An 18,310-nucleotide genomic window follows, 5' to 3' on the forward strand; every position below is an offset into this window, starting at 1 on the left:
CGGTCACTCGCGCTTGGCCGGTGCGGGCGTCCGGGCCGGTGCCGGTTTCGTGGTCGAAGTCGGTGCTCCCGGAGCCGCAGCCACCGGTGTCGGATCCCAGCCACACATCTGGCCTTCGTTCTGCTGCTTCAGCCAGTCCTGCAGCGGAGCGAAATACTCGAGCATCGGCGCGGCATCCATCGACTCCCCGCCGGTGAGCTGCTTGAGCGTCTGTTGCCACGGCTGGCTTGCGCCGCGCGACAACATCGCCAGGTATTTCTGGCCGGCGGCCTTGCTGCCGTAGAAGCTGCAGGCATACAGCGGTCCCTTGTAGCCCGATGCGTCGCACAGCGCCTTGTAGAACTGGAATTCCAGGATGTCGGCAAGGAAGTACCGCATGTACGGCGTATTGCCCGCGACGTGGTATTTGGCGCCGGGATCGAAGTCTTCCTCGCCACGCGGCTGCACCGGGGCGACGCCCTGGTACCTGGCCTTCAGCGCCCACCAGCTTGCGTTGTAGGACTCCGGTTTGATCGACCCGTCGAACACGCCCCAGCGCCAGCGATCGATCATCATGCCGAATGGAAGGAAGGCGACCTTCGCCAGCGCCATGCGCATCTGCGCATTGACCAGTGCTTCGTGCGATTGCGGCTGGGGATCGACCAGGCCCACCGACTGCAGGTAGTCGGGCGTCATCCCCAGCACGATCGTGTCGCCGATCGCCTCGTGGACGCCGTCGTGCGCGCCCTGCTGGAAGATCGGCGGCAGCTTGTTGTACGCCAGGTAGTAATAGACGTGCCCGAGCTCGTGGTAGATCGTGGTGAACGATTCCTCGTTGGGCTCCATGCAGGTCTTCGTGCGCACATCGCCGGCCATGTTCATGTCCCAGGCACTGGCATGGCAGACCACGTCACGGTCGCGCGGCTTGATGAACTGCGACTTCGTCCAGTAGCTGGCGGGCAGCTTCTGCATGCCCAGCGACGTGTAGAAATCCTGTGCGCGGGTCGCCATCTGCCGTGCGGTGTCCAACTGCGCGGCGCGCTCGATCTCCACCAGTTCCGACGGGCCGGGAGCCCCGGCGTGGCTGGCCAGCCCGCTGCTGTAGTTCTGCTGGTACTGGCGCTGCAGCGCGCCGGTGATGTCCAGGCTGCTGGCGCCCGGGTAGGGCTGCAGGAGATCCCACAGGTTGCTCCAGTCCTGCTGCCACATGTTGCCCATCAGGTGCGCCGGCAGCATGCGCCCGGCGACTTCGCCGTGCTCCTTGCCGTACTTCGCATCCAGCTTGGTGCGCGCGTAGCAGTGCAACTGCTCGTAGAGCGGCTTGACCTGGCCCCAGAGGCGGTCGGTCTCGCTGGCGATGCGTTGCGGCGGCATGTCGTAGCCCGAACGCCAGACCTCACCGGCATCGGCGAAGCCCATGTCCTTGGCGCCTTCATTGACCAGTTCGACGAAGCGCACGTAATCCTTGCGCATGGGTGGTGCGATCGTGTGCCAGCCGTTCCAGGCATCGAGTTGCGCGTCGTAATCGCGGTTGCCGCGCAGCACGTTCTCCAGGTCGCCGAGCGTCCTGCAGCTGGCCGCGTCGCCCGGCGTCCGGCAGTACTTGCCGGCGCCGTACATGCCTTCCATCTTGCTGGCGATGCGCGTCAGTTCGGCAAGGCGCTGCGGATCGTGGGGCGCCGGCATGGACGTCATCAGCTTCAACAGCATGATCGAGCGCGCCGTCGCCGCCGACATCGGGCGACCTTCGTACTGGCGCGCCTGCTCGATCCAGCCATTGAGCTGCGTCAGCCAGCGTTCGTTGGCCTTCGCCGCGACCAGTTCGCTGTCGTCGCTGATGTAGGTCGAGGAGATCCACTGCGCCGCGCTGAGCTCGGCGTAGGACGCGCGGAACTCGTTGTTGACGCGCGCGATGAACTGATCAGGCGTCTCGTTGGCCGGCGCTGTCGTGGCAGTGGCCGAGGTCGCGGGCGCCGAAGGCGATGGCGTGCGCTTGCAGGACGACAGGGACAGGACGCTGGCAGCAGCGGCGAGCACGAACAGGACGTGGCGAGGCTTCACGGCGGATCCCTTGACAGCGCGACAGCGCTTGTTCATCGCAGGCTAGTGCTGGCTGCCGGTGGGTGCAAGTCAGGGAGCGATCCGGGAACGACCAGCCTGCGGCGGACATCGAGCAGGCCGCGATCGACCAGCCATTTCCAGGCAGATTCGGCATCCGTGCCCACGTAGGCGCGCGCGCTCCCGAGCCGGAAGGTGTAGCCCCACGCATCCATGTCCGCCAGGACGCGATCGGCACCGACACCGGGCAGGGCATCGCCGAGCAGGGACTGCAGCACGCAGACCGCGTCTTCCTCGGCGATGGAATCGGTGGCGTCGGTATGCACGACGGCGCGTCGAGCGGGGTCCAGCACGATCAGGTGCGAGGCTTCGTGCAACAGCGAATGCACCGGTGTGTCGCTGCGCGCGTGGACCGTCGCGCCGATGATCCCGGCTTCGGGTTCGCCCCAGTAGCTGCCCGGGATCGGCGCGCCGTCAGCGACCAGTTGCAGCCGCAGGCCGTAGTGCGTCAGCAGGGAGGCGACATCGTCGAAGGCGATGTCGCGCAGCAACAGCACGGAGCCGTTTGTGGAAGCGGCTTCAGCCGCGAGCTTTTCGTCGATCATGGAAGAGCTCGCGGCCACCAGCCGCTCCCGTGAACAGCCGTCAGGCCGCGGAGGCGCGGTCGGGCAGCGACACCGAGATATCCAGCATGTCGTGGTCGCCTTCCTTGACCAGGTCGACCTTGACCGCGTCGACGTCGACGTTGACGTACTTGCGGATCACTTCCAGCAATTCCCGGCGCAGCAGGGGCAGGTAATCGGGTCCGCCGAACGCGCTGCGTTCCTGCGCGATGATGATGCGCAGCCGGTCCTTCGCGATGTTGGCGGTGTTCTTCTTGACCTTGAGGAAATCGAACAGGCCCATGCTCAGCCCCCGAAGAGCTTGCTGAAGAAGCCCTTCTTCTCGACCTCGGTGAACCGCATCGGCCTTGTTTCGCCCATCAGCCGGGCGACCGCGTCGTCGTAGGCCTGGCCCGCGGGCGATTCCATGTCCAGGATCACCGGCTCGCCCTTGTTGGAGGCGTTCAACACGTCGCCGGATTCGGGGATCACGCCGATGGTCTTGAGGCCAAGGACTTCCTCGACGTCGGTGATCGACAGCATTTCGCCGCCTTCGACGCGTGTGGGGCTGTAGCGCGTCAGCAGCAGGTATTCCTTGACCCGCTCGCCGTTCTCGGCGCGGCGGGTCTTGCTCGCCAGCAGCCCGAGGATGCGGTCGGAGTCGCGCACCGACGACACTTCGGGATTGACCACGACGACGGCCTGGTCGGCGAAATACATCGCCAGGAACGCGCCTTTCTCGATGCCAGCGGGCGAATCGCAGACGATGTATTCGAAACCGTCGGCGGCGAGGTCATCGAGCACCTTCTGCACGCCTTCCTTGGTCAGCGCGTCCTTGTCGCGCGTCTGCGAGGCGGCCAGCACGAACAGGTTGTCGAAGCGCTTGTCCTTGATCAGCGATTGCCGAAGCGTCGCTTCCCCGTGGATCACGTTGACGAAGTCGTACACCACGCGGCGCTCGCAACCCATGATCAGGTCCAGGTTGCGCAGTCCGACGTCGAAGTCGATCACGCAGACCTTCTTGCCGTGCCGCGCCAGGCCACATGCCAGGCTTGCGCTGGTGGTGGTCTTTCCGACGCCGCCCTTGCCCGAGGTGACAACGATTATTTCGGCCAAAACAGTTCTCCTTGGTGGGGCTGTCGCGCTCAGTCGAGCGCGGCGATGTTCAGTTGGTCTTTGTCGAGCCAGATCTGGACTGCCTTGCCGCGCAGTTCCATGGGGATGTCTTCCAGCACCTTGTAGTGCCCGGCGACCGCGACCAGTTCGGCGTGGAATTCGCGACAGAAGATGCGCGCCTTGCCGTTGCCCTGCGCGCCAGCCAGCGCGCGTCCGCGCAGTGCGCCATAGATGTGGATCGAGCCATCCGCGATGACCTCGGCGCCGGCGCCGACGGAGGTGACGACGGTGAGGTCGCGGTTTTCGGCGTAGACCTGCTGGCCCGAGCGCACCGGAGCGGTCTGGACCAGTCCGGGTTCGCCGCCAGCCGGCTTCGCGGGCGCAGTCGACGCTTTTGTGGGAGCGGCTTCCGCCGCGAGCTCTTTGGGCATCGGCTTCGCGGCGGAAGCCGCTCCCACGGGAGCCTCGCTTCCCATCGGCTCGTACTGCGCGCGGAATTTCGCCAGCAGCGGCAAGCCCAGCTGCACCGCGAGTTGTTCGTTGTCGCTGCTGCCGTAGGCAAGGGCGACCGGCAGCACGCCGGCATCGCGCAATGCATCGAGCAGCGCGCGCGCGATCGCGACATCGGGCGTGCCGGGAAGCCCGCCGAAATCGACGACCACGGCGGCGCGGGCAAACAGCTTGGGCGCGCGGGCGACGCGATCGCGCATCTCCGCGCCAAGCTTGCCGACATCCAGCGTGCGCACGCGCAGGTTGGCGATGCCGACCTGGCCGATCTTGAGTTCGCCGGCAGGCTCGTAGTCGACGACGCAGGCTGTGGGAGTCGACGCCACGTCAGGTCCCCGTGGCCCGCTGCGGTGCGACGCTGGCCAGTGCGCGTGGCTGGGTGATCCAGTCCACGTCCGGCAATTGCGCGCCATAGGTCTCGCGGATCCACGGATAGCTGCACAACTCCTTCATCAGCATCGCCGCGCGCCGCCCTGCGTCGCTGTCCCCGGGAGCGTCGCGCATGACGCGCTGCCCGATCTCGCGGAAACCGAAGCTGCCATGGAAGAGCAGGGCGGGATCGCTGCCCGACTCCAGGAAGACTTCGCAGGCCATCTGCGGGTAGCGCAACTCGGCATAGCTCTGGACGTCGGCGTAGAACGCGCGGCCGACGCCGCCGCCGCGGCGACGGCTGGCCACCGCGATGCGATCGATGTAGAAGAAATGCGGGTGGCGTTCGCGGAACCAGTGGAAGTTGCCGCTGTCGTGCCCGGCATCCGAGCCAAAACCGATCAGGAAGCCAGCCAGCGCGCCATCACGCTCGGCGATACGGAAATATTCTGCTTCGGAATGGAAACGGCGCAGTCGGGCCGCATCGAGCGGCAGGATCGCGGGACCGGCGGCGTTGTTGAGTGCAAGGACGGAATCCAGCTCGTGCTCGCGCACGTCGCGGATGACTATCGACATTCCGGGCTCCCGTCGGCTCGAATCAGCATGAATCCCACGATGCGCTGCCACGGCGGCGCGAGGTGATTATCGCATGACGAACCCGGCCCGGGCGACGCGCTGGCGGCCCGCCGGCACATGCGCCCATGACTTTCGTCGGGCTACTCGCGCCGTCCTTTGCGCCTAAGATGCGGGATGTTCGCGCGCCTGAACCATAGCCGTCTGCTGCGCTACGCTGGCCTGTTCACATGGGCGGTGATCGGGATGCCGTTGCTGCTGCTCTCGCTGATGCCTTCCGAAGGCGCGCTGGCGGAGGATGGCGCCGTCACGGCCCATATCGACTGGCAGGCGTGGCTGGCCTATGCCGCCTTCGGGATCAGTTATGGGTGGCTGACGCGCGGACTGGGGACGAGGCGGGTCCGTGCCTTCGACTACGTGCTGCTGATGGTCCTGACCGGCAGCGCCATCGCCATCAGCTACTTCAGCGCCAGCGGGCTGGGCAGCATCCTGCTGATGGTCGCGGCCTGCGTGCTGCCGTGGCTGCTCGCCCTGCCGGTCGGCGTGGCATGGCTGGTGTTGAGCGAATTCCTCGTCGTGCCGGTCTACATGCGCTGGCTGGACATGTCCTGGCTCGAGGCGCTGATGCAGTCGCTGCTGTACGCGGGGTTTTCGGGCTTCGTCTTCGTCACCAGCCTGGTCGCGCGGCAACAGGCGCAGGCGCGTGAAGAACAGCGCCAGCTGAATGCCGAATTGCGTGCAACCCGCGCCCTGCTGGCCGAGAGCGCGCGCATCAACGAGCGCACGCGTATCTCCCGAGAGTTGCATGACCTGCTCGGACACCACCTGACGGCGTTGAGCCTGAACCTGGAGGTCGCCGGACACCTGATCGATGGCAAGGCGCAGGAGCACGTCAACCAGGCGCACACGCTCGCCAAGCTGCTGCTCAGCGACGTCCGCGAGGCGGTGAGCCACCTGCGCGACGCCGATGCGATCGACATGGCGGCGACGCTGCTGCCGCTGGCCGACCATGTCGCCGGCCTGGACATCAAGATGGAAATGCCGCAGCCCTTCCGGCTCGACGATCCGGAGCGCGCGCACGTGCTGCTGCGCTGCACGCAGGAAATCATCACCAATGCGGTGCGCCATGCGCAGGCGCGGACGTTGTGGCTGCATTACCGCCAGGACGGCCGCATGGTCCGCGTGCACGCCCATGACGATGGTCGCGGGGCGGACGTCGCCAGCGTCGGCAACGGGTTGCGCGGCATGCGCGAGCGTCTGGCCGCCTACGGTGGCCGCGTCGACATCCAGGCCGCTCCGGGTCGAGGTTTCTCGCTGGACATCCAGCTGCCGCTGGACGATGGGGTCGCGGTGGGCGACTCCCAGGCGCAACCGGCACCTGATCCGGCGATGGCTGGCCTGGCGACGGGCACCCAAGTCTGATGAACACCACCCACCCGTTACCCACCAGCGTTCTCCATGGAGCCATTGCATGATCCGAATCTGTCTGGTCGACGATCAAACGCTGGTGCGCCAGGGCATCCGGTCCCTGTTGGCGCTCGCCGAGGGCATTGAGGTCATCGCGGAAGCCGGCGACGGCAAGCAGGCCGTCGAACTGATCCCGCAGGTCAAGCCCGACGTGGTGCTGATGGACATGCGCATGCCGGCGATGTCCGGGCTGGAGGCATTGCAGGCGCTGGCCCGCATGGGCGAACTGCCGCCGACGATCATCCTGACCACGTTCGACGACGACCAACTGGTACTGGCAGGCCTGAAGGCCGGGGCCAAGGGCTACCTGCTCAAGGACGTCTCGCTCGAGCAGCTTGTCGGCGCGATCCAGGTGGTCGCCGCGGGCGGCTCGCTGGTGCAGCCAGCGGTGACCCAGCGCCTGCTCTCGGGCCTGGAGCACATGCGCAACGACTTCGTCAGCCTGGACCGGCCCGATCCGCTGACCGATCGCGAAACCGAAATATTGCGGCTGATGGCCTCGGGGTTTTCCAACAAGGAAATCGCCAATTCACTGGGCGTGGCGGAAGGTACGATCAAGAACCACGTGTCCAACATCCTGTCCAAGCTCGGAGTGCGGGATCGGACGAGGGCAGTGTTGAAGGCGTTCGAACTGCAGTTGGTCTAAGGCTGGAAGCGAGTCTCGCTGCGCGCGGCGGCGCGTTCATTGGCTCGGCAAGCGGAGATCCTCGCGGCGCGGCACGATCAAGAACCACGTGTCCAACATCCTGTCCAGGCTGGGCGTCCGCGACCGCACGCGCGCGGTGCTGAAGGCGTTCGAACTGCAGCTGGTCCAGGCGCCTGCGGGCGGATTGCCGTCGGCGGCACTGCGAGGCGGTTTGTTCCGCCCTGGCGGGGTGTCGGTGCGGTGTCGGCCCAGCGGGGCAGCAGCCGAATGCGCGCGGCGGCCCACCCCGCGATCGGCGTTCCGGGTCCCTCGCGGCGCTCCCGAGCCGGTTGCGCTGCCGTGCGGCGCGTCCACGGGATGATGTCGTTGGCAGGTTTGCCGGAGGCGCGCTACGATGGCAGGTCTACGCCCCGGCCCAGCCAGGGGTGGGCCCGGAGAACATTGAATGACCCGTTTGATCGAAGTGCTGATTTCCCTTGCGATTGTCCTTGCGCTGTTCCTGGTGATCGGCCTCGTGCTGCCCTCCAGCCGCCATCTGAACGAGAAGGTCGAGACCAATCGCAAGTTGACGATTGTCTACGACACCCTCGACAGCCTGCGCCGCTTCAAGGACTGGAACCCGCTGGTGCTGCGCGATCCGAAGATGCAGCTGACGTTCTCCGGCCCGGCTTCCGGCGTCGGTGCGCGCATGGATTACGTCTCCAAGGAGCCATCCGTCGGCAGCGGCAGCTGGAAAATCGTTGCCGACGATCCCGGCAAGAGCATCACCTACGCGATCACCAACACCCAGCGCGGCGACAACAAGCGCACGGTGTTCAGCTTCCGCCCGACCGGCCACCTTGGCCGCAACGTGGAAATCTCGCAGCGCTACGACGTCGATTACGGCTGGGACCTGATGGGTCGCTATGCCGGCATGTACGTCGCGCGCCATGTGGGTGACGACATCAAGATGGGCCTTGAGCGCCTGTCCAACATGCTGGCCTCGGTGCCCAACGTCGACTACCGCGTGCAGGGCACCAAGCTGGCCAACCTGCGTGCGGTCGACATGCCCGCTGAAAACCTCCTGGTGGTGAACGCCGGCTCGATCGAGCGCAACAACGACAAGATCGAAGCGTCGATGAAGGCCAACATGGAGTGGATCAAGCGCACCATGGAAGCCAACGGCCTCGTCGCCGCCGGTCCGATGCGCATCATCTCGACTGAACTGGGTCGCGAGTCCTACACGTTCGACGTCACCCAGCCGGTGCAAAAGGCCGGTGAGACTGCCGTTGCAGGAGCTGCGCCCGCGCAGCTGGCCGGCCTCAAGCTGCAGGGCCCCGTCAAGTACGTGCAGACCAAGCCTCGTCGGGCCGCGACCGCCTCCTACACCGGCTACATGGCCGAACTGGAGAACGTGCGCAATGCACTGCGCGCGTGGGCGTTGACGCAGGGTTACGAGCCGACCGATCGTCCGTACGAGGTCTACAAGAACGGCATCGACCAGGCGTTCACCGAGAATGGCCAGTTCGATGTCTACTGGGACCTCAAATAACCCCTGATTGCAGGATGTTTCCCGGAACGCCGCGTCCCTGACGCGGCGTTCTGCCTTCAGCCGACCACGGACCGCACATGGCAGCGCCATTCCCGCCGATCCCTCGCCCGAACGCATGGCTGGCCGCAAGCGGTGCGCTGTTGGCGGCGATCTCGGTGGCGCTGGCCGCCTATGCATCCCACGCAATGCAGGGCCCGGCGCAGGCCAGGCTGCAATTGGCGGCGGTGTTCGCCTTCGGACATGGGCTGGCGCTGGCGGCCCTCGCTCCGTCGATGCCGCGCGGGCTGGGGCAGGTGGCGCTGGCCGCACTGGCCGCCGGGGTTTTGCTGTTTTCCGGAAGCCTCGCCGGCGCGGCGCTGGCGCAATGGCCGACGACCCTCGCACCGCTTGGCGGCATGCTGATGATCGGTGCCTGGCTGGCATTGGCGTTTGCCTTCCTGCGCCGATAGGACACGACCCATGCCTCGCCACCAGCGCGGATTCGATACGCAAGCCGCACATGCGCACCTGGTGCGGAGCGACCGCAAGCTCGGCAAATGGATGCGCACGATCGGACCCATCGAAGCCGATGCGCGCTGGCGCAAACCGTTCGATCCCGTCGATGCGCTGGCGCGCGCGATCCTCTACCAGCAACTCAGCGGCAAGGCCGCGGCGACGATTGTTGGTCGCGTGGAAATCGCCATCGGCAGCGACCGCTTCCACTGCGACACGCTGGCGCGCTGCGACGACGCCACGATCCGCGCGTGCGGCGTATCGGGAAACAAGCTGCTGGCGCTGCGCGACCTGGCCCTGCGCGAATCGGCGGGACAGGTGCCCACGTTGCGCCGGATGTCGACCATGGACAACGACGCCATCATCGCGGCGCTCGTGCCCATCCGCGGCATCGGTCGCTGGACGGTCGAGATGATGCTGATGTTCCGGCTCGGTCGTCCCGACGTATTGCCCGTCGATGACCTGGGCATCCGCAAGGGCGCGCAGGCCGTCGACAAGGCCGACGACATGCTGGCGCCCAAGGCGTTGCTGGAGCGCGGTGAATGCTGGGGACCGTATCGCAGCTACGCCAGCTTCTACCTGTGGCGCATTGCCGATGCGGCAAGCGGCCAGAAAGCGGCGGTCAAGCGCTCGCAGGAATAATCGCGGCGCGCCCGGCGGCGGCCGGTTGCCAGCACCAATGCCAGGGTTCGTAGACGATGCCGTGCGGGTTGTCGCGCGGATAACTCATGGCGAATCCGTGCCCGCCGGCATTGGCCGCCAGCCAGCCGAATGCAGCGGTGCCTTCGAAGGATTCCTCGGCGGCAGGTTCGCCGGGTGCGCTGATGTCCAATGCGCGCCCCGAATGGTGTTCGCTGTAACCCGGCGCTGCGTTGACGGCGAGGATGGCGTCGACGTCGAGCCCGCGTGCGCGCTTGCGCTCGAAGATTCCCAGCTGGTAATCGTGGCTGCGATAACCCGAGATCGCTTCGAGCAGCACGCCGTCACGCAGGGCGGCCTGGCGCAGCCGCATCCAGGCATTGGCGGCATCGGCCTGCAGCCATAGCGCGCGTCGGTAGCGGTCGAATCCTGCCAACGCAAGCCAATGGGGCTCGGCGACCAGTTCCAGGCCGCTGCGTGCGCCATAGCCTTCGTCCAAGCCGATCGCCGCGAGGCGTTCCTGCAGTCGATGCAGGGGCAGGATGTCGGCGGCATGCAGGCGCGACGGCATTGGCATGCGTTGCCGCAGTGCGGTCGTCGCGTCATCGATGCCGGGTTCGCGTTCCAGAAGCGGAGCCAGCGCCTGCAGGCCTTCCGCAAGCTCGGCGGCCAGGAAGCGTCCGTCACGCTTGCGCCGCAACACATGGCGCGCGCGTGCCAGGATCCGGGCATCACGGTTGCTGCGCGCGCGCAACAAGCCGGCCGGCCAGATTTCGATGTGCGGCGTGTTGACCAGGATGCGCTGCATGTGGGCAGGTTACCGGTCGCAGGCGCTTGTCGTCATCCTGCGCAACGAAGCGACTCGTCGAGCCATGCACGCTGACATGCCGGCGGCAAGCAGACGGTCGGTCACAGCGGCTTCTTCAGGTACAGCTGCACGGGTGCGAAGCGCTGCGACTGGATGGCAGCGACCAGCTCCCAGCCCTGCTGGCCGAGCTGGTTCAGGCGTTCCTGCGCCGCCTTGCTGGTGGCGCCGAGGAAACTCGGCCCGACCTGCACCACCTGGTAACTCCATCGCTCATTGGCCATCGTCTTTCTCCGGGAGGTCGTCGGTCGTGGTGCCGGGCGATTTCAGTCGCCCGGCCTTGCGCAGCGCATCGCGCAGCAGGTATTCGATCTGTGCATTGAGGCTGCGCAATTCATCGTCCGCCCAGCGCTGCGCCGCCGCCAGGACGTCGGCGTTGATGCGCAGCGGATAGGCTTTCTTGTCAGCCATCAGCCGCGTCGACGCCTGCGCGTGGTGATGGCGACGGCGATGACGGGCAGCGCGATGAAGGAGGCAGCCATCGTGGCCGCCTCAGTACAGCGTGCCGGCGTTGACGACCGGCTGCGTCGCGCGCTCGCTGCACAGCACCACCAGCAGGTTGCTGACCATCTGCGCCTTGCGCTCCTCGTCCAGGTGCACGGTGCCGTTCTTCTCCAGTTCGGCCAGGGCCATTTCGACCATGCCGACGGCGCCCGCCACGATCCGCGTGCGCGCGCCGATGATCGCGTTGGCCTGCTGCCGCTGCAGCATCGCCTGGGCGATTTCGGGCGCGTAGGCGAGGTGGCTGATGCGCGCATCCAGCACCTGCACGCCGGCGTCGGCCAGGCGTTCCTGCAGTTCGTCCTTCAGGTGCCTGGAGACCTCGGTCGCGTGGCTGCGCAGGGCCAGCTGGCCGTCCTCATGCTGGTCGTAGGGATAGCTGGTGGCCATCGTGCGCAGCGCGGATTCGGACTGGATGTGCACGAAACTTTCGTAATCGTCGACGTTGTAGACGGCTTCCGCCGAGTCGACGACCTGCCAGACGATGACGGCGGCGATCTCGATCGGACTGCCATCGAGTTCGTTGACCTTGAGCTTGCCGCTCTCGAAGTTGCGCACGCGCTGGCTGACCTTCCTCTTGACGTAGAAGGGGTTGTTCCAGCGCAGGCCGTTGTCCTTGACCGTGCCGACGTACTTGCCGAACAGGCTGAGCACCGCGGCCTGGTTGGGCTGCACCGTGTACAGGCCGACCAGGCTGAGGAAGGCCAGGGCGCCGATGACCAGCCCGCCCAGGATCCGGACCCAGGCGCCGCTCCCGGCCACGGCCGGATCCAGGTTGATCCCCGAGACCAGCAGCCAGGCAGCGATGACGGCCACGACGAGCACGCCCAGCAGGAACGGAAGGCCGGGGGCCGAGCGAACGGGATTCTCTTTCATGGCGCGCCTATGCAGGGGTGACGGCAAATCGCCGTCAGCATGTGATATCAAAATGATATCAATCTCGCAAGCGTCTTTCGACAAGCGGCATCGCGCCGCGGGGCGGGCTCAGGGATTCAGGTACAGCAGCGGGGCGGGGCTGTGCTCACCGGTGGCATAGAGGCCACGGCCGTCCGTCGACCATGCCAGGGCCTCGGCCTGGGGCAGCCAGGGCAGGTGGTGGACCTGCGGCGCGTTGGCCACCGCCTGCGACCAGCTGCCCCGGCGCGGTCGTGCGTACAGCAGCACGTCGGAATAGGTCAGCACCGCGAACGTCCGGCCGTCGGGCGAGATATCCGCCGCCGTGACCTGGTTGCGAATCCGTGCCATGTGCCGGTTCTCGCGCAGGGATTCGGCGTCGGGCTCTGGTACTCCAGCGAGGAAGCCAACCCGCCGTGCCACCTGCAGGACTCCGGGCTGCGGCCGCAGGGGCAGGACGAACAGCTCCGGTGGGCGGCGTCGCTTCGACACCAGCAGGATCTGGCCGCTCGCCGCGTCGACCGCGACCGCCTCGCAGTCGCGCGGACCATCGGGCCATCGGAACGCGATCGACCAGGCCGGCCGCGCATGGCCGTCCACCAGCCTGCGCGGCTCCTCGACGACGTGCAGCTGCAAGGTCCTGCGCAGGCCGCCGTTGTCGCCGGTGTCGGCGATCAGCAGGTAGTGCCTGCCCTGCAGGTCGAAGGCAGCCAGGTCTTCCCAGTCGGTGTTGAGGACGTTGTCGATGCGCAAGGTCGCATGCAGGCTTCCGCGGTTGCCGATGGCGTACAGCGCGGCGGCATTGCCACCATCGTTGAGCGTCCACAGCGTGTCGGCATGCGTGCGCGATGCCGCCATCCCGCTGACTTCATCCAGCTGCGGCGCCAGGATCAGGCCCGACAACTGCGCGAATGGCGGCGCCTGCTCGCATCCGGCGACGGCCAGCAACACGCCCAGCAGCGGCGACAGGAGCGACAGGGGGACTCGACGGGCCATTGCGACGAGCATGGCATGGCGGCGGCGACCGACGAAAGCGCGCGGCGCCGGTAAACTGGCGACTGGTCCACTGAAGTATCGGCATGATCACCATCGGCACCCCCCTCTCCACAGGGGCGACGCGCGTCCTGCTGCTCGGTTCCGGCGAATTGGGCAAGGAAGTCGCGATCGAACTGCAGCGGCTGGGCGTGGAAGTCATCGCCGCCGATCGTTATGCCGACGCCCCGGCCATGCAGGTGGCGCACCGCAGTCATGTGCTGGACATGCTCGATGGCGACGCGATCCGCGCCCTGGTCGCGCTGGAGCAGCCGCACGTGATCGTGCCGGAGATCGAGGCGATCCATACGCAGACGCTGGTCGCGCTGGAGCGCGAGTTCGAAGCCGCTGGCAGCACCACGCGCATCATCCCGACCGCGCGCGCCGCATGGCTGACGATGGACCGCGAAGGCATCCGCAAGCTGGCCGCCGAAACGCTCGGACTGCCCGTGTCGCCGTATCGATTCGTCGACAGCATCGACGACTACCGCCGGGCCGTCGGCGATATCGGCCTGCCGTGCGTGGTCAAGCCGGTGATGTCATCGTCCGGCCACGGCCAGAGCCTCGTGCGTGGCGAAGGCGACGTCGATGCGGCGTGGGACTACGCGCAGACCGGCGGTCGTGCCGGCGCCGGCCGCGTGATCGTCGAGGGTTTCATCGACTTCGACTACGAGATCACGCTGCTGACGGTGCGGCACACCGGGGGCACGCTGTTCTGCGATCCCATCGGGCACCTGCAGCGCGACGGCGATTACCGCGAGAGCTGGCAGCCGCAGCCGATGTCCACCCGCGCGCTCGCGCTGGCGCAGGGCATCGCGCGCCAGGTCACCGACGCGCTCGGCGGCTGGGGCGTGTTCGGCGTCGAGCTGTTCATCAAGGGCGACGATGTCTGGTTTTCGGAAGTGTCGCCGCGGCCGCACGATACCGGCCTGGTCACGCTGATTTCGCAGGACCTGAGCGAATTCGCCCTGCATGCGCGCGCGATCCTCGGCCTGCCGATTCCCGGCGTGCGCCAGTTGGGGCCGTCGGCGTCCTGCGCGCTGCTTGCGCAAGGCCACGGCGTGCCGGTATTCGGCAACGTGCAGGCGGCGTTGCAGCAGCCCGACACCGCGCTGCGCCTGTTCGGCAAACCGCGCGTGGCTGGCCATCGCCGCGTCGGCGTGACCCTGTCGCGTGCCGACGACATCGAGGCGGCACGGCGCGTCGCGCGCGAATCCGCCGCGGCGCTCACGATCGAACTGCGCGACGCCTGAGATCATGCGCTCCGCCGCAAACCAACAACGGGATCCAGGCAATGAATGAAGCCAACGGCTACGCCGTGTTTTTCTTCCCGCAGGCGCTCGAGGCGCTGGGCGAGGCGATCAAGCCCTATCTGCAGGAAGGCGCGATCGGCGCGCACGTGCTGTGCAATGCGATCGACACGTCGGGATCGCTGATCGAAATGACGATGCGCGGCAACACCGGCGATAGCAAGCTGGTGGTGCTCGAACTGATGGTGCCGGTCTCGATGGTGCGGATGATCGTCTCGACCCAGAGCGATGAACTGTTCGGATTCGGCCCACGCCTGGCGATCGATCCGCTGGTGGTGTTGCCGGCGGCCGGTGCGGCAACGGCAGCCGTGGAGGCTCCTGCGGCGGCGGCTGCATCGGCAGGCGTGCAAGGCCAGTCCGGCCAGCCGCCGGTGGCGTCTACGCCAGCCGCTTCGACAGGCGACGGAGACGATTCGCCGGAAGGCTGATGCCCCCCGGCGCCGGCAGCAACTGGCCGTCGGCATCGAACTGCAGCGGCCGCCACGCGCGGCCGTCGTAGCCTTCCAGCGCTGAATACCGCCGTTTGTAGTCCATCTTGCGATGGCCGGCGATCCAGTAGCCCAGGTACAGGTGTTCGCGCCCGTCGCGCCTGGCCCAGTCGATCTGCTGCAGGATCGCCAGTGTCCCCAGGCCCCGTGCCGCGTATGCCGGGTCGTAGAAGGTGTAGACGGCCGACAGCGCGCCGTCCACGAGGTCTGTGACGGCGACCGCGAGCAACTGGTGGGACGCGATGTCGCGCAACTCCAGGAATCGGCTGTCCGACCAGTCGCCGATCAGGAACTGGTCGAACTCGGCGGCGCCGTGTCCATCCATGCCGCCATCGCGATGACGCGTGCCCAGGTAGCGCTGGTACAGGGCGAAGTGTTCGTCGGTGCGCCGCGCAGGCAGGACGCGTGCCTCCACGTCGACGTTGCGCGACAGGCAGCGGCGCTGGCTGCGATCCGGCACGAACCGCGACACGGCGATGCGCACCGCCATGCAGGCGTGGCAGTGCTGGCATTGCGGGCGATAGACCAGGTCGCCGGAGCGGCGGAATCCCCATTCCAGCGCCCGCGGATACAGCCGCGGCAAGCGTGGATCGCGCGGATCGATGACCAGGTCGCGGGCGCTGCGTTCGGGCCAGTAGCCGCAGGGATGTTCCGCGGTCTGGAACAGGCGCAGGTCCTCGGCGTCGGATTGACGCCCGGCCTGCCCGTCGTCGTCCTTCAGCGGATCGGTGCCCATGGCCGCAGCATAGCGCCGGCGGTTGCGCGCGGCGTGTGCACGGCTGCCGGCGATCCCGAAGTCACCGGCATGGCGTCACTGATAAGGTTCGACCACCCGCCAGCCCGTGCCTTCGGGACGAACGTCGTAGTGGTGGGTGGCGATCACGGTGGCGCCGCGACGACGCGACAACTGGATCGTGCCGGTCGTACCAGTCTTCCGGTACGCCGTGATGGCCAGCGCCAGTTGCTGCGGGTTGGCCGGACAGCGCGAGGCCGGCACCACCACGCCTGCGGGAGCGCGAAGGGCGCCCAGCAATGACGGCGAAGGATCGTGCCCGTCGACCGACAGGCAGATCGTCTGCCCGGCATGGCTGGGCAGCTCTCCCGACAGCACGGCGACGGCCAGTGCGTCGGGCGTCGCCGAGTCGCCCGCCGGCAGCGCTACCGGGCCCACCGTGGGCGTGCGCATGGACAGGAAGGCGAGAACCATGACAACGGCGATCACCACCAGCAGCCCGATCTTCAGCCGGAAGGCGCGCTTCCTGCCGGGCTCGATGATGGCTTCGGGCGTTTCCGTGCGGAACGCCGGCAGCGTGTAGCCGGTTTCGCCGCGGGTGCTGTCGAGCAGTCCCGCCGCACGCAGGATCTCGCGCGCAGCCGGCTGGTCCTCGGACTTGACGATCCACACGGCGGGGATCGGATCGACGCGGACGTGGTCGCGATAGCTGAAATCGCCGCGCAGGCCACCCTTGTATGAGCGGCCGTGGGTGATGCGCGCATCGATCCCGGCATCGCGCAGCAGCTTGGCGACGCGCTCGACGTTCTCCATGCGCGGGCTGCTGAAGACCTGCCTCATGCCGACGTGCCCGTAGCCTTTCCGCTGTCGTCCACGACCCGGATCAGGCCTTCCTGCGCGGTGCTGGCAACCAGCCTGCCGTCGCGATCGAAGATCAGCCCGCGCGCGAGCCCGCGAGCGCCCTGCGCGGTCGGGCTGTCGATCGAATACAGCAGCCACTCGTCGGCGCGGAACGGACGATGGAACCACAGCGCGTGATCGAGCGAAGCCATCTGCACGTTCGGCTGGTAATAGCTGATGCCGTGCGGGAACGTCGCCGTGCCCAGCAGGTGGAAGTCCGATGCGTAGGCGAGCAGTTCGCGATGCAGCTCCGGCGCATCGCCGACGCGCTCGGCCAGCCGGAACCAGACCTGCTGGAAGGGCGGGCGCTTGGGCGGATTCAACTCGTCGCGCGGATACACATGGCGGAATTCAAACGGACCCATCCGCGACAGCCAGCGCTGCACCTTGATCGGCAGCTTGGCCAGCACGTCGGCCGGGACCGCGGGCGAGGGCTCGATGTCCTCGGGCTTGGGAACCTCCGGCATCGTCAGCTGGTGTTCGCCGCCGGGTTCGACCTGCTGGAAGGATGCGGCGAGGAAGAAGATCGGCTTGCCATGCTGGATGGCAGTGACCCGGCGGACGGAGAAGCTGCCGCCATCGCGCGTGCGATCGACCTGGTAGACGATCGGATGGTCCGTATCGCCGGCCCTGAGGAAGTACGCGTGCAGCGAATGCGCCGTGCGCGGCGTGTCCAGGGTCGACTGCGTCGCCGACAGCGCCTGCCCCAGCACCTGTCCGCCGAACACGTATTTGGTGCCGATGTCACGGCTTTGCCCGCGAAACAGGTTGTCCTCGAGGCGTTCGAGCGTGAGCAGGTCGATCAGCTCGGAAACGGGGGAGGGCATGGTCGCTGTGGCTTTGCTGTGGGCTGCGGATTATAGCGGTCCGACCTGCTGGTCCCCTTCGCTGCAGCCGCGAGCGGCGTGGTGGTTCGGTTAGTCCGGCAGGCGTCGCAGCGCCACCGCGTCCAGCACGCGCGGCCATGGAAACAGCGGTCCGGGATCGCGCTTGCGGCGCACGGACACGGCCGGATCGTCGCTGGCGGCAACGCTGGTCGTGTCCAGGTCCTCATGTCCCGCAATCCAGCGCAGTGTCGGCACGCCGTCCTGCAGTTGCTGCAGCAAGGCGATGAGTGCCGCGACCTGCGCGTCGGTGTACGGCTCATCCATGGCCTGGTGGCGGGAATCCAGCCAGTCCGGATAGCGGCCGGTATTGACCAGTTCGATGCCGATCGAGCGCGGGTTGTAGCAGCGCGTGTGATGCGCGACGCGCTGGATCGCCACGTATCGGTGGATCGCACCGTCGCGGTCGATGTAGTAGTGGCCGCTGTTGCCGGTTGCGGATTCACCGTAACGAATCTCTTCACCGAACCGGCGCGCCATCTCCAGGTCGGGAAGCTCGGTGCAATGGATGACGACCAGGTCGATGGCGTCGATCGCGCGCGACTGCAGCCGCGCCTCGTAGGGCAGCGGATCGACGTGGACGATGGGCGGCGCGGGCTCGGGTGACATGGCGCGGATGCTAGCATCGCCGCATGTCACGGCCCGCCGCTCCCCCCGAATCCGATCGCCTGGCCGTGCGTGTTCCGCGCGCCGCACGTCCCGCCGCGCATTCGCTGCACGGCGT

Annotated in this window: 21 protein-coding genes and 2 pseudogenes; 8 read left to right on the forward strand and 15 right to left on the reverse strand. The window is 67.2% G+C overall.

Translation table 11 applies throughout. The features are described from left to right. Positions 1-3 precede the first annotated feature (3 nt). Genes GST15_RS12525 through GST15_RS12550 form a run of 6 tightly spaced genes read right to left on the reverse strand, consistent with a single transcriptional unit; the run spans position 4 to position 5,207 of the window. Positions 4-2,040 (reverse strand): M2 family metallopeptidase, encoded by a 2,037-nt coding sequence (locus GST15_RS12525; protein ID WP_233263188.1) that lies wholly within the window; start codon positions 2,038-2,040, stop codon positions 4-6. A 32-nt stretch (positions 2,041-2,072) separates the two neighbouring features. Continuing rightward, positions 2,073-2,642, reverse strand: coding sequence for a hypothetical protein (locus GST15_RS12530; RefSeq protein ID WP_233263189.1), 570 nt, complete (start codon positions 2,640-2,642; stop codon positions 2,073-2,075). A gap of 40 nt (positions 2,643-2,682) precedes the next feature. Continuing rightward, positions 2,683-2,943 carry a cell division topological specificity factor MinE gene (gene minE, locus GST15_RS12535; RefSeq protein WP_159017647.1) on the reverse strand — a complete coding sequence of 87 codons (261 nt, stop codon included), beginning with the start codon at positions 2,941-2,943 and terminating at the stop codon, positions 2,683-2,685. Positions 2,944-2,945: 2 nt separating this feature from the next. After that, on the reverse strand, positions 2,946-3,755 hold the full coding sequence (minD, locus tag GST15_RS12540; RefSeq protein WP_159017648.1) for a septum site-determining protein MinD: 810 nt from the start codon (positions 3,753-3,755) through the stop codon (positions 2,946-2,948). Between the two features lie 29 nt (positions 3,756-3,784). Further along, positions 3,785-4,588, reverse strand: coding sequence for a septum site-determining protein MinC (gene minC, locus GST15_RS12545; protein WP_233263190.1), 804 nt, complete (start codon positions 4,586-4,588; stop codon positions 3,785-3,787). 1 nt (position 4,589) lies between these two features. Then, complete coding sequence (locus tag GST15_RS12550) at positions 4,590-5,207, reverse strand: GNAT family N-acetyltransferase (protein WP_159017650.1); 618 nt, start codon at positions 5,205-5,207, stop codon at positions 4,590-4,592. 174 nt (positions 5,208-5,381) lie between these two features. Between GST15_RS12550 and GST15_RS12555 the strand changes: the two genes are divergently transcribed. The 6 genes and pseudogenes from GST15_RS12555 to GST15_RS12580 all read left to right on the forward strand — a co-directional run bounded on the left by GST15_RS12555 (position 5,382) and on the right by GST15_RS12580 (position 9,982). Next, positions 5,382-6,626, forward strand: coding sequence for a sensor histidine kinase (locus tag GST15_RS12555; protein ID WP_159017651.1), 1,245 nt, complete (start codon positions 5,382-5,384; stop codon positions 6,624-6,626). Between the two features lie 49 nt (positions 6,627-6,675). Further along, positions 6,676-7,317 carry a response regulator gene (locus tag GST15_RS12560; RefSeq protein ID WP_159017652.1) on the forward strand — a complete coding sequence of 214 codons (642 nt, stop codon included), beginning with the start codon at positions 6,676-6,678 and terminating at the stop codon, positions 7,315-7,317. A gap of 70 nt (positions 7,318-7,387) precedes the next feature. Then, positions 7,388-7,483, forward strand: a pseudogene (locus tag GST15_RS12565) (LuxR C-terminal-related transcriptional regulator); the annotation flags it as partial. Positions 7,484-7,762: 279 nt separating this feature from the next. Continuing rightward, on the forward strand, positions 7,763-8,848 hold the full coding sequence (locus GST15_RS12570; RefSeq protein WP_159017653.1) for a polyketide cyclase: 1,086 nt from the start codon (positions 7,763-7,765) through the stop codon (positions 8,846-8,848). A gap of 77 nt (positions 8,849-8,925) precedes the next feature. Further along, positions 8,926-9,297, forward strand: coding sequence for a DUF423 domain-containing protein (locus GST15_RS12575; protein ID WP_159017654.1), 372 nt, complete (start codon positions 8,926-8,928; stop codon positions 9,295-9,297). 10 nt (positions 9,298-9,307) lie between these two features. Continuing rightward, complete coding sequence (locus GST15_RS12580) at positions 9,308-9,982, forward strand: DNA-3-methyladenine glycosylase family protein (protein ID WP_159017655.1); 675 nt, start codon at positions 9,308-9,310, stop codon at positions 9,980-9,982. Here GST15_RS12580 and GST15_RS12585 read toward each other — a convergent pair. The 5 genes from GST15_RS12585 to GST15_RS12605 form a co-directional block, all read right to left on the reverse strand. Beyond that, on the reverse strand, positions 9,963-10,787 hold the full coding sequence (locus tag GST15_RS12585; RefSeq protein WP_159017656.1) for a M15 family metallopeptidase: 825 nt from the start codon (positions 10,785-10,787) through the stop codon (positions 9,963-9,965). The genes GST15_RS12580 and GST15_RS12585 overlap by 20 nt on opposite strands. A 101-nt stretch (positions 10,788-10,888) precedes the next feature. Further along, positions 10,889-11,068 (reverse strand): DUF4177 domain-containing protein, encoded by a 180-nt coding sequence (locus tag GST15_RS12590; RefSeq protein WP_159017657.1) that lies wholly within the window; start codon positions 11,066-11,068, stop codon positions 10,889-10,891. Beyond that, positions 11,058-11,255 (reverse strand): type II toxin-antitoxin system antitoxin, encoded by a 198-nt coding sequence (locus GST15_RS12595; RefSeq protein WP_159017658.1) that lies wholly within the window; start codon positions 11,253-11,255, stop codon positions 11,058-11,060. The genes GST15_RS12590 and GST15_RS12595 overlap by 11 nt, the downstream gene beginning before the upstream one ends. An 81-nt stretch (positions 11,256-11,336) precedes the next feature. Next, positions 11,337-12,221: an SPFH domain-containing protein gene (locus tag GST15_RS12600; RefSeq protein WP_159017659.1), complete on the reverse strand. Its 885-nt coding sequence runs from the start codon at positions 12,219-12,221 to the stop codon at positions 11,337-11,339. 108 nt (positions 12,222-12,329) lie between these two features. Then, complete coding sequence (locus GST15_RS12605) at positions 12,330-13,235, reverse strand: hypothetical protein (protein WP_159017660.1); 906 nt, start codon at positions 13,233-13,235, stop codon at positions 12,330-12,332. A gap of 83 nt (positions 13,236-13,318) precedes the next feature. On the opposite strand from GST15_RS12605, the gene purT reads away from it, so the two are divergent. Beyond that, positions 13,319-14,524 carry a formate-dependent phosphoribosylglycinamide formyltransferase gene (gene purT, locus GST15_RS12610; protein ID WP_159017661.1) on the forward strand — a complete coding sequence of 402 codons (1,206 nt, stop codon included), beginning with the start codon at positions 13,319-13,321 and terminating at the stop codon, positions 14,522-14,524. 41 nt (positions 14,525-14,565) lie between these two features. Further along, complete coding sequence (locus GST15_RS12615; RefSeq protein ID WP_159017662.1) at positions 14,566-15,009, forward strand: hypothetical protein; 444 nt, start codon at positions 14,566-14,568, stop codon at positions 15,007-15,009. Positions 15,010-15,031: 22 nt separating this feature from the next. Here GST15_RS12615 and GST15_RS12620 read toward each other — a convergent pair. The 4 genes and pseudogenes from GST15_RS12620 to GST15_RS12635 form a co-directional block, all read right to left on the reverse strand. Then, positions 15,032-15,805 (reverse strand): annotated as a pseudogene (locus GST15_RS12620) (arginyltransferase); the annotation flags it as partial. A gap of 75 nt (positions 15,806-15,880) precedes the next feature. Further along, complete coding sequence (locus GST15_RS12625) at positions 15,881-16,642, reverse strand: hypothetical protein (RefSeq protein WP_159017664.1); 762 nt, start codon at positions 16,640-16,642, stop codon at positions 15,881-15,883. Beyond that, positions 16,639-17,529 (reverse strand): acyl-CoA thioesterase, encoded by an 891-nt coding sequence (locus tag GST15_RS12630; RefSeq protein WP_159017665.1) that lies wholly within the window; start codon positions 17,527-17,529, stop codon positions 16,639-16,641. Before GST15_RS12630 ends, GST15_RS12625 begins: the two co-directional genes overlap by 4 nt. 90 nt (positions 17,530-17,619) lie before the next feature. Further along, positions 17,620-18,195, reverse strand: coding sequence for an N-acetylmuramoyl-L-alanine amidase (locus GST15_RS12635; RefSeq protein WP_159017666.1), 576 nt, complete (start codon positions 18,193-18,195; stop codon positions 17,620-17,622). Between the last annotated feature and the right edge of the window lie 115 nt (positions 18,196-18,310).

It is taken from the genome of Cognatiluteimonas profundi, from assembly GCF_009792795.1.
Classification (GTDB): Bacteria; Pseudomonadota; Gammaproteobacteria; order Xanthomonadales; family Xanthomonadaceae; genus Cognatiluteimonas; species Cognatiluteimonas profundi.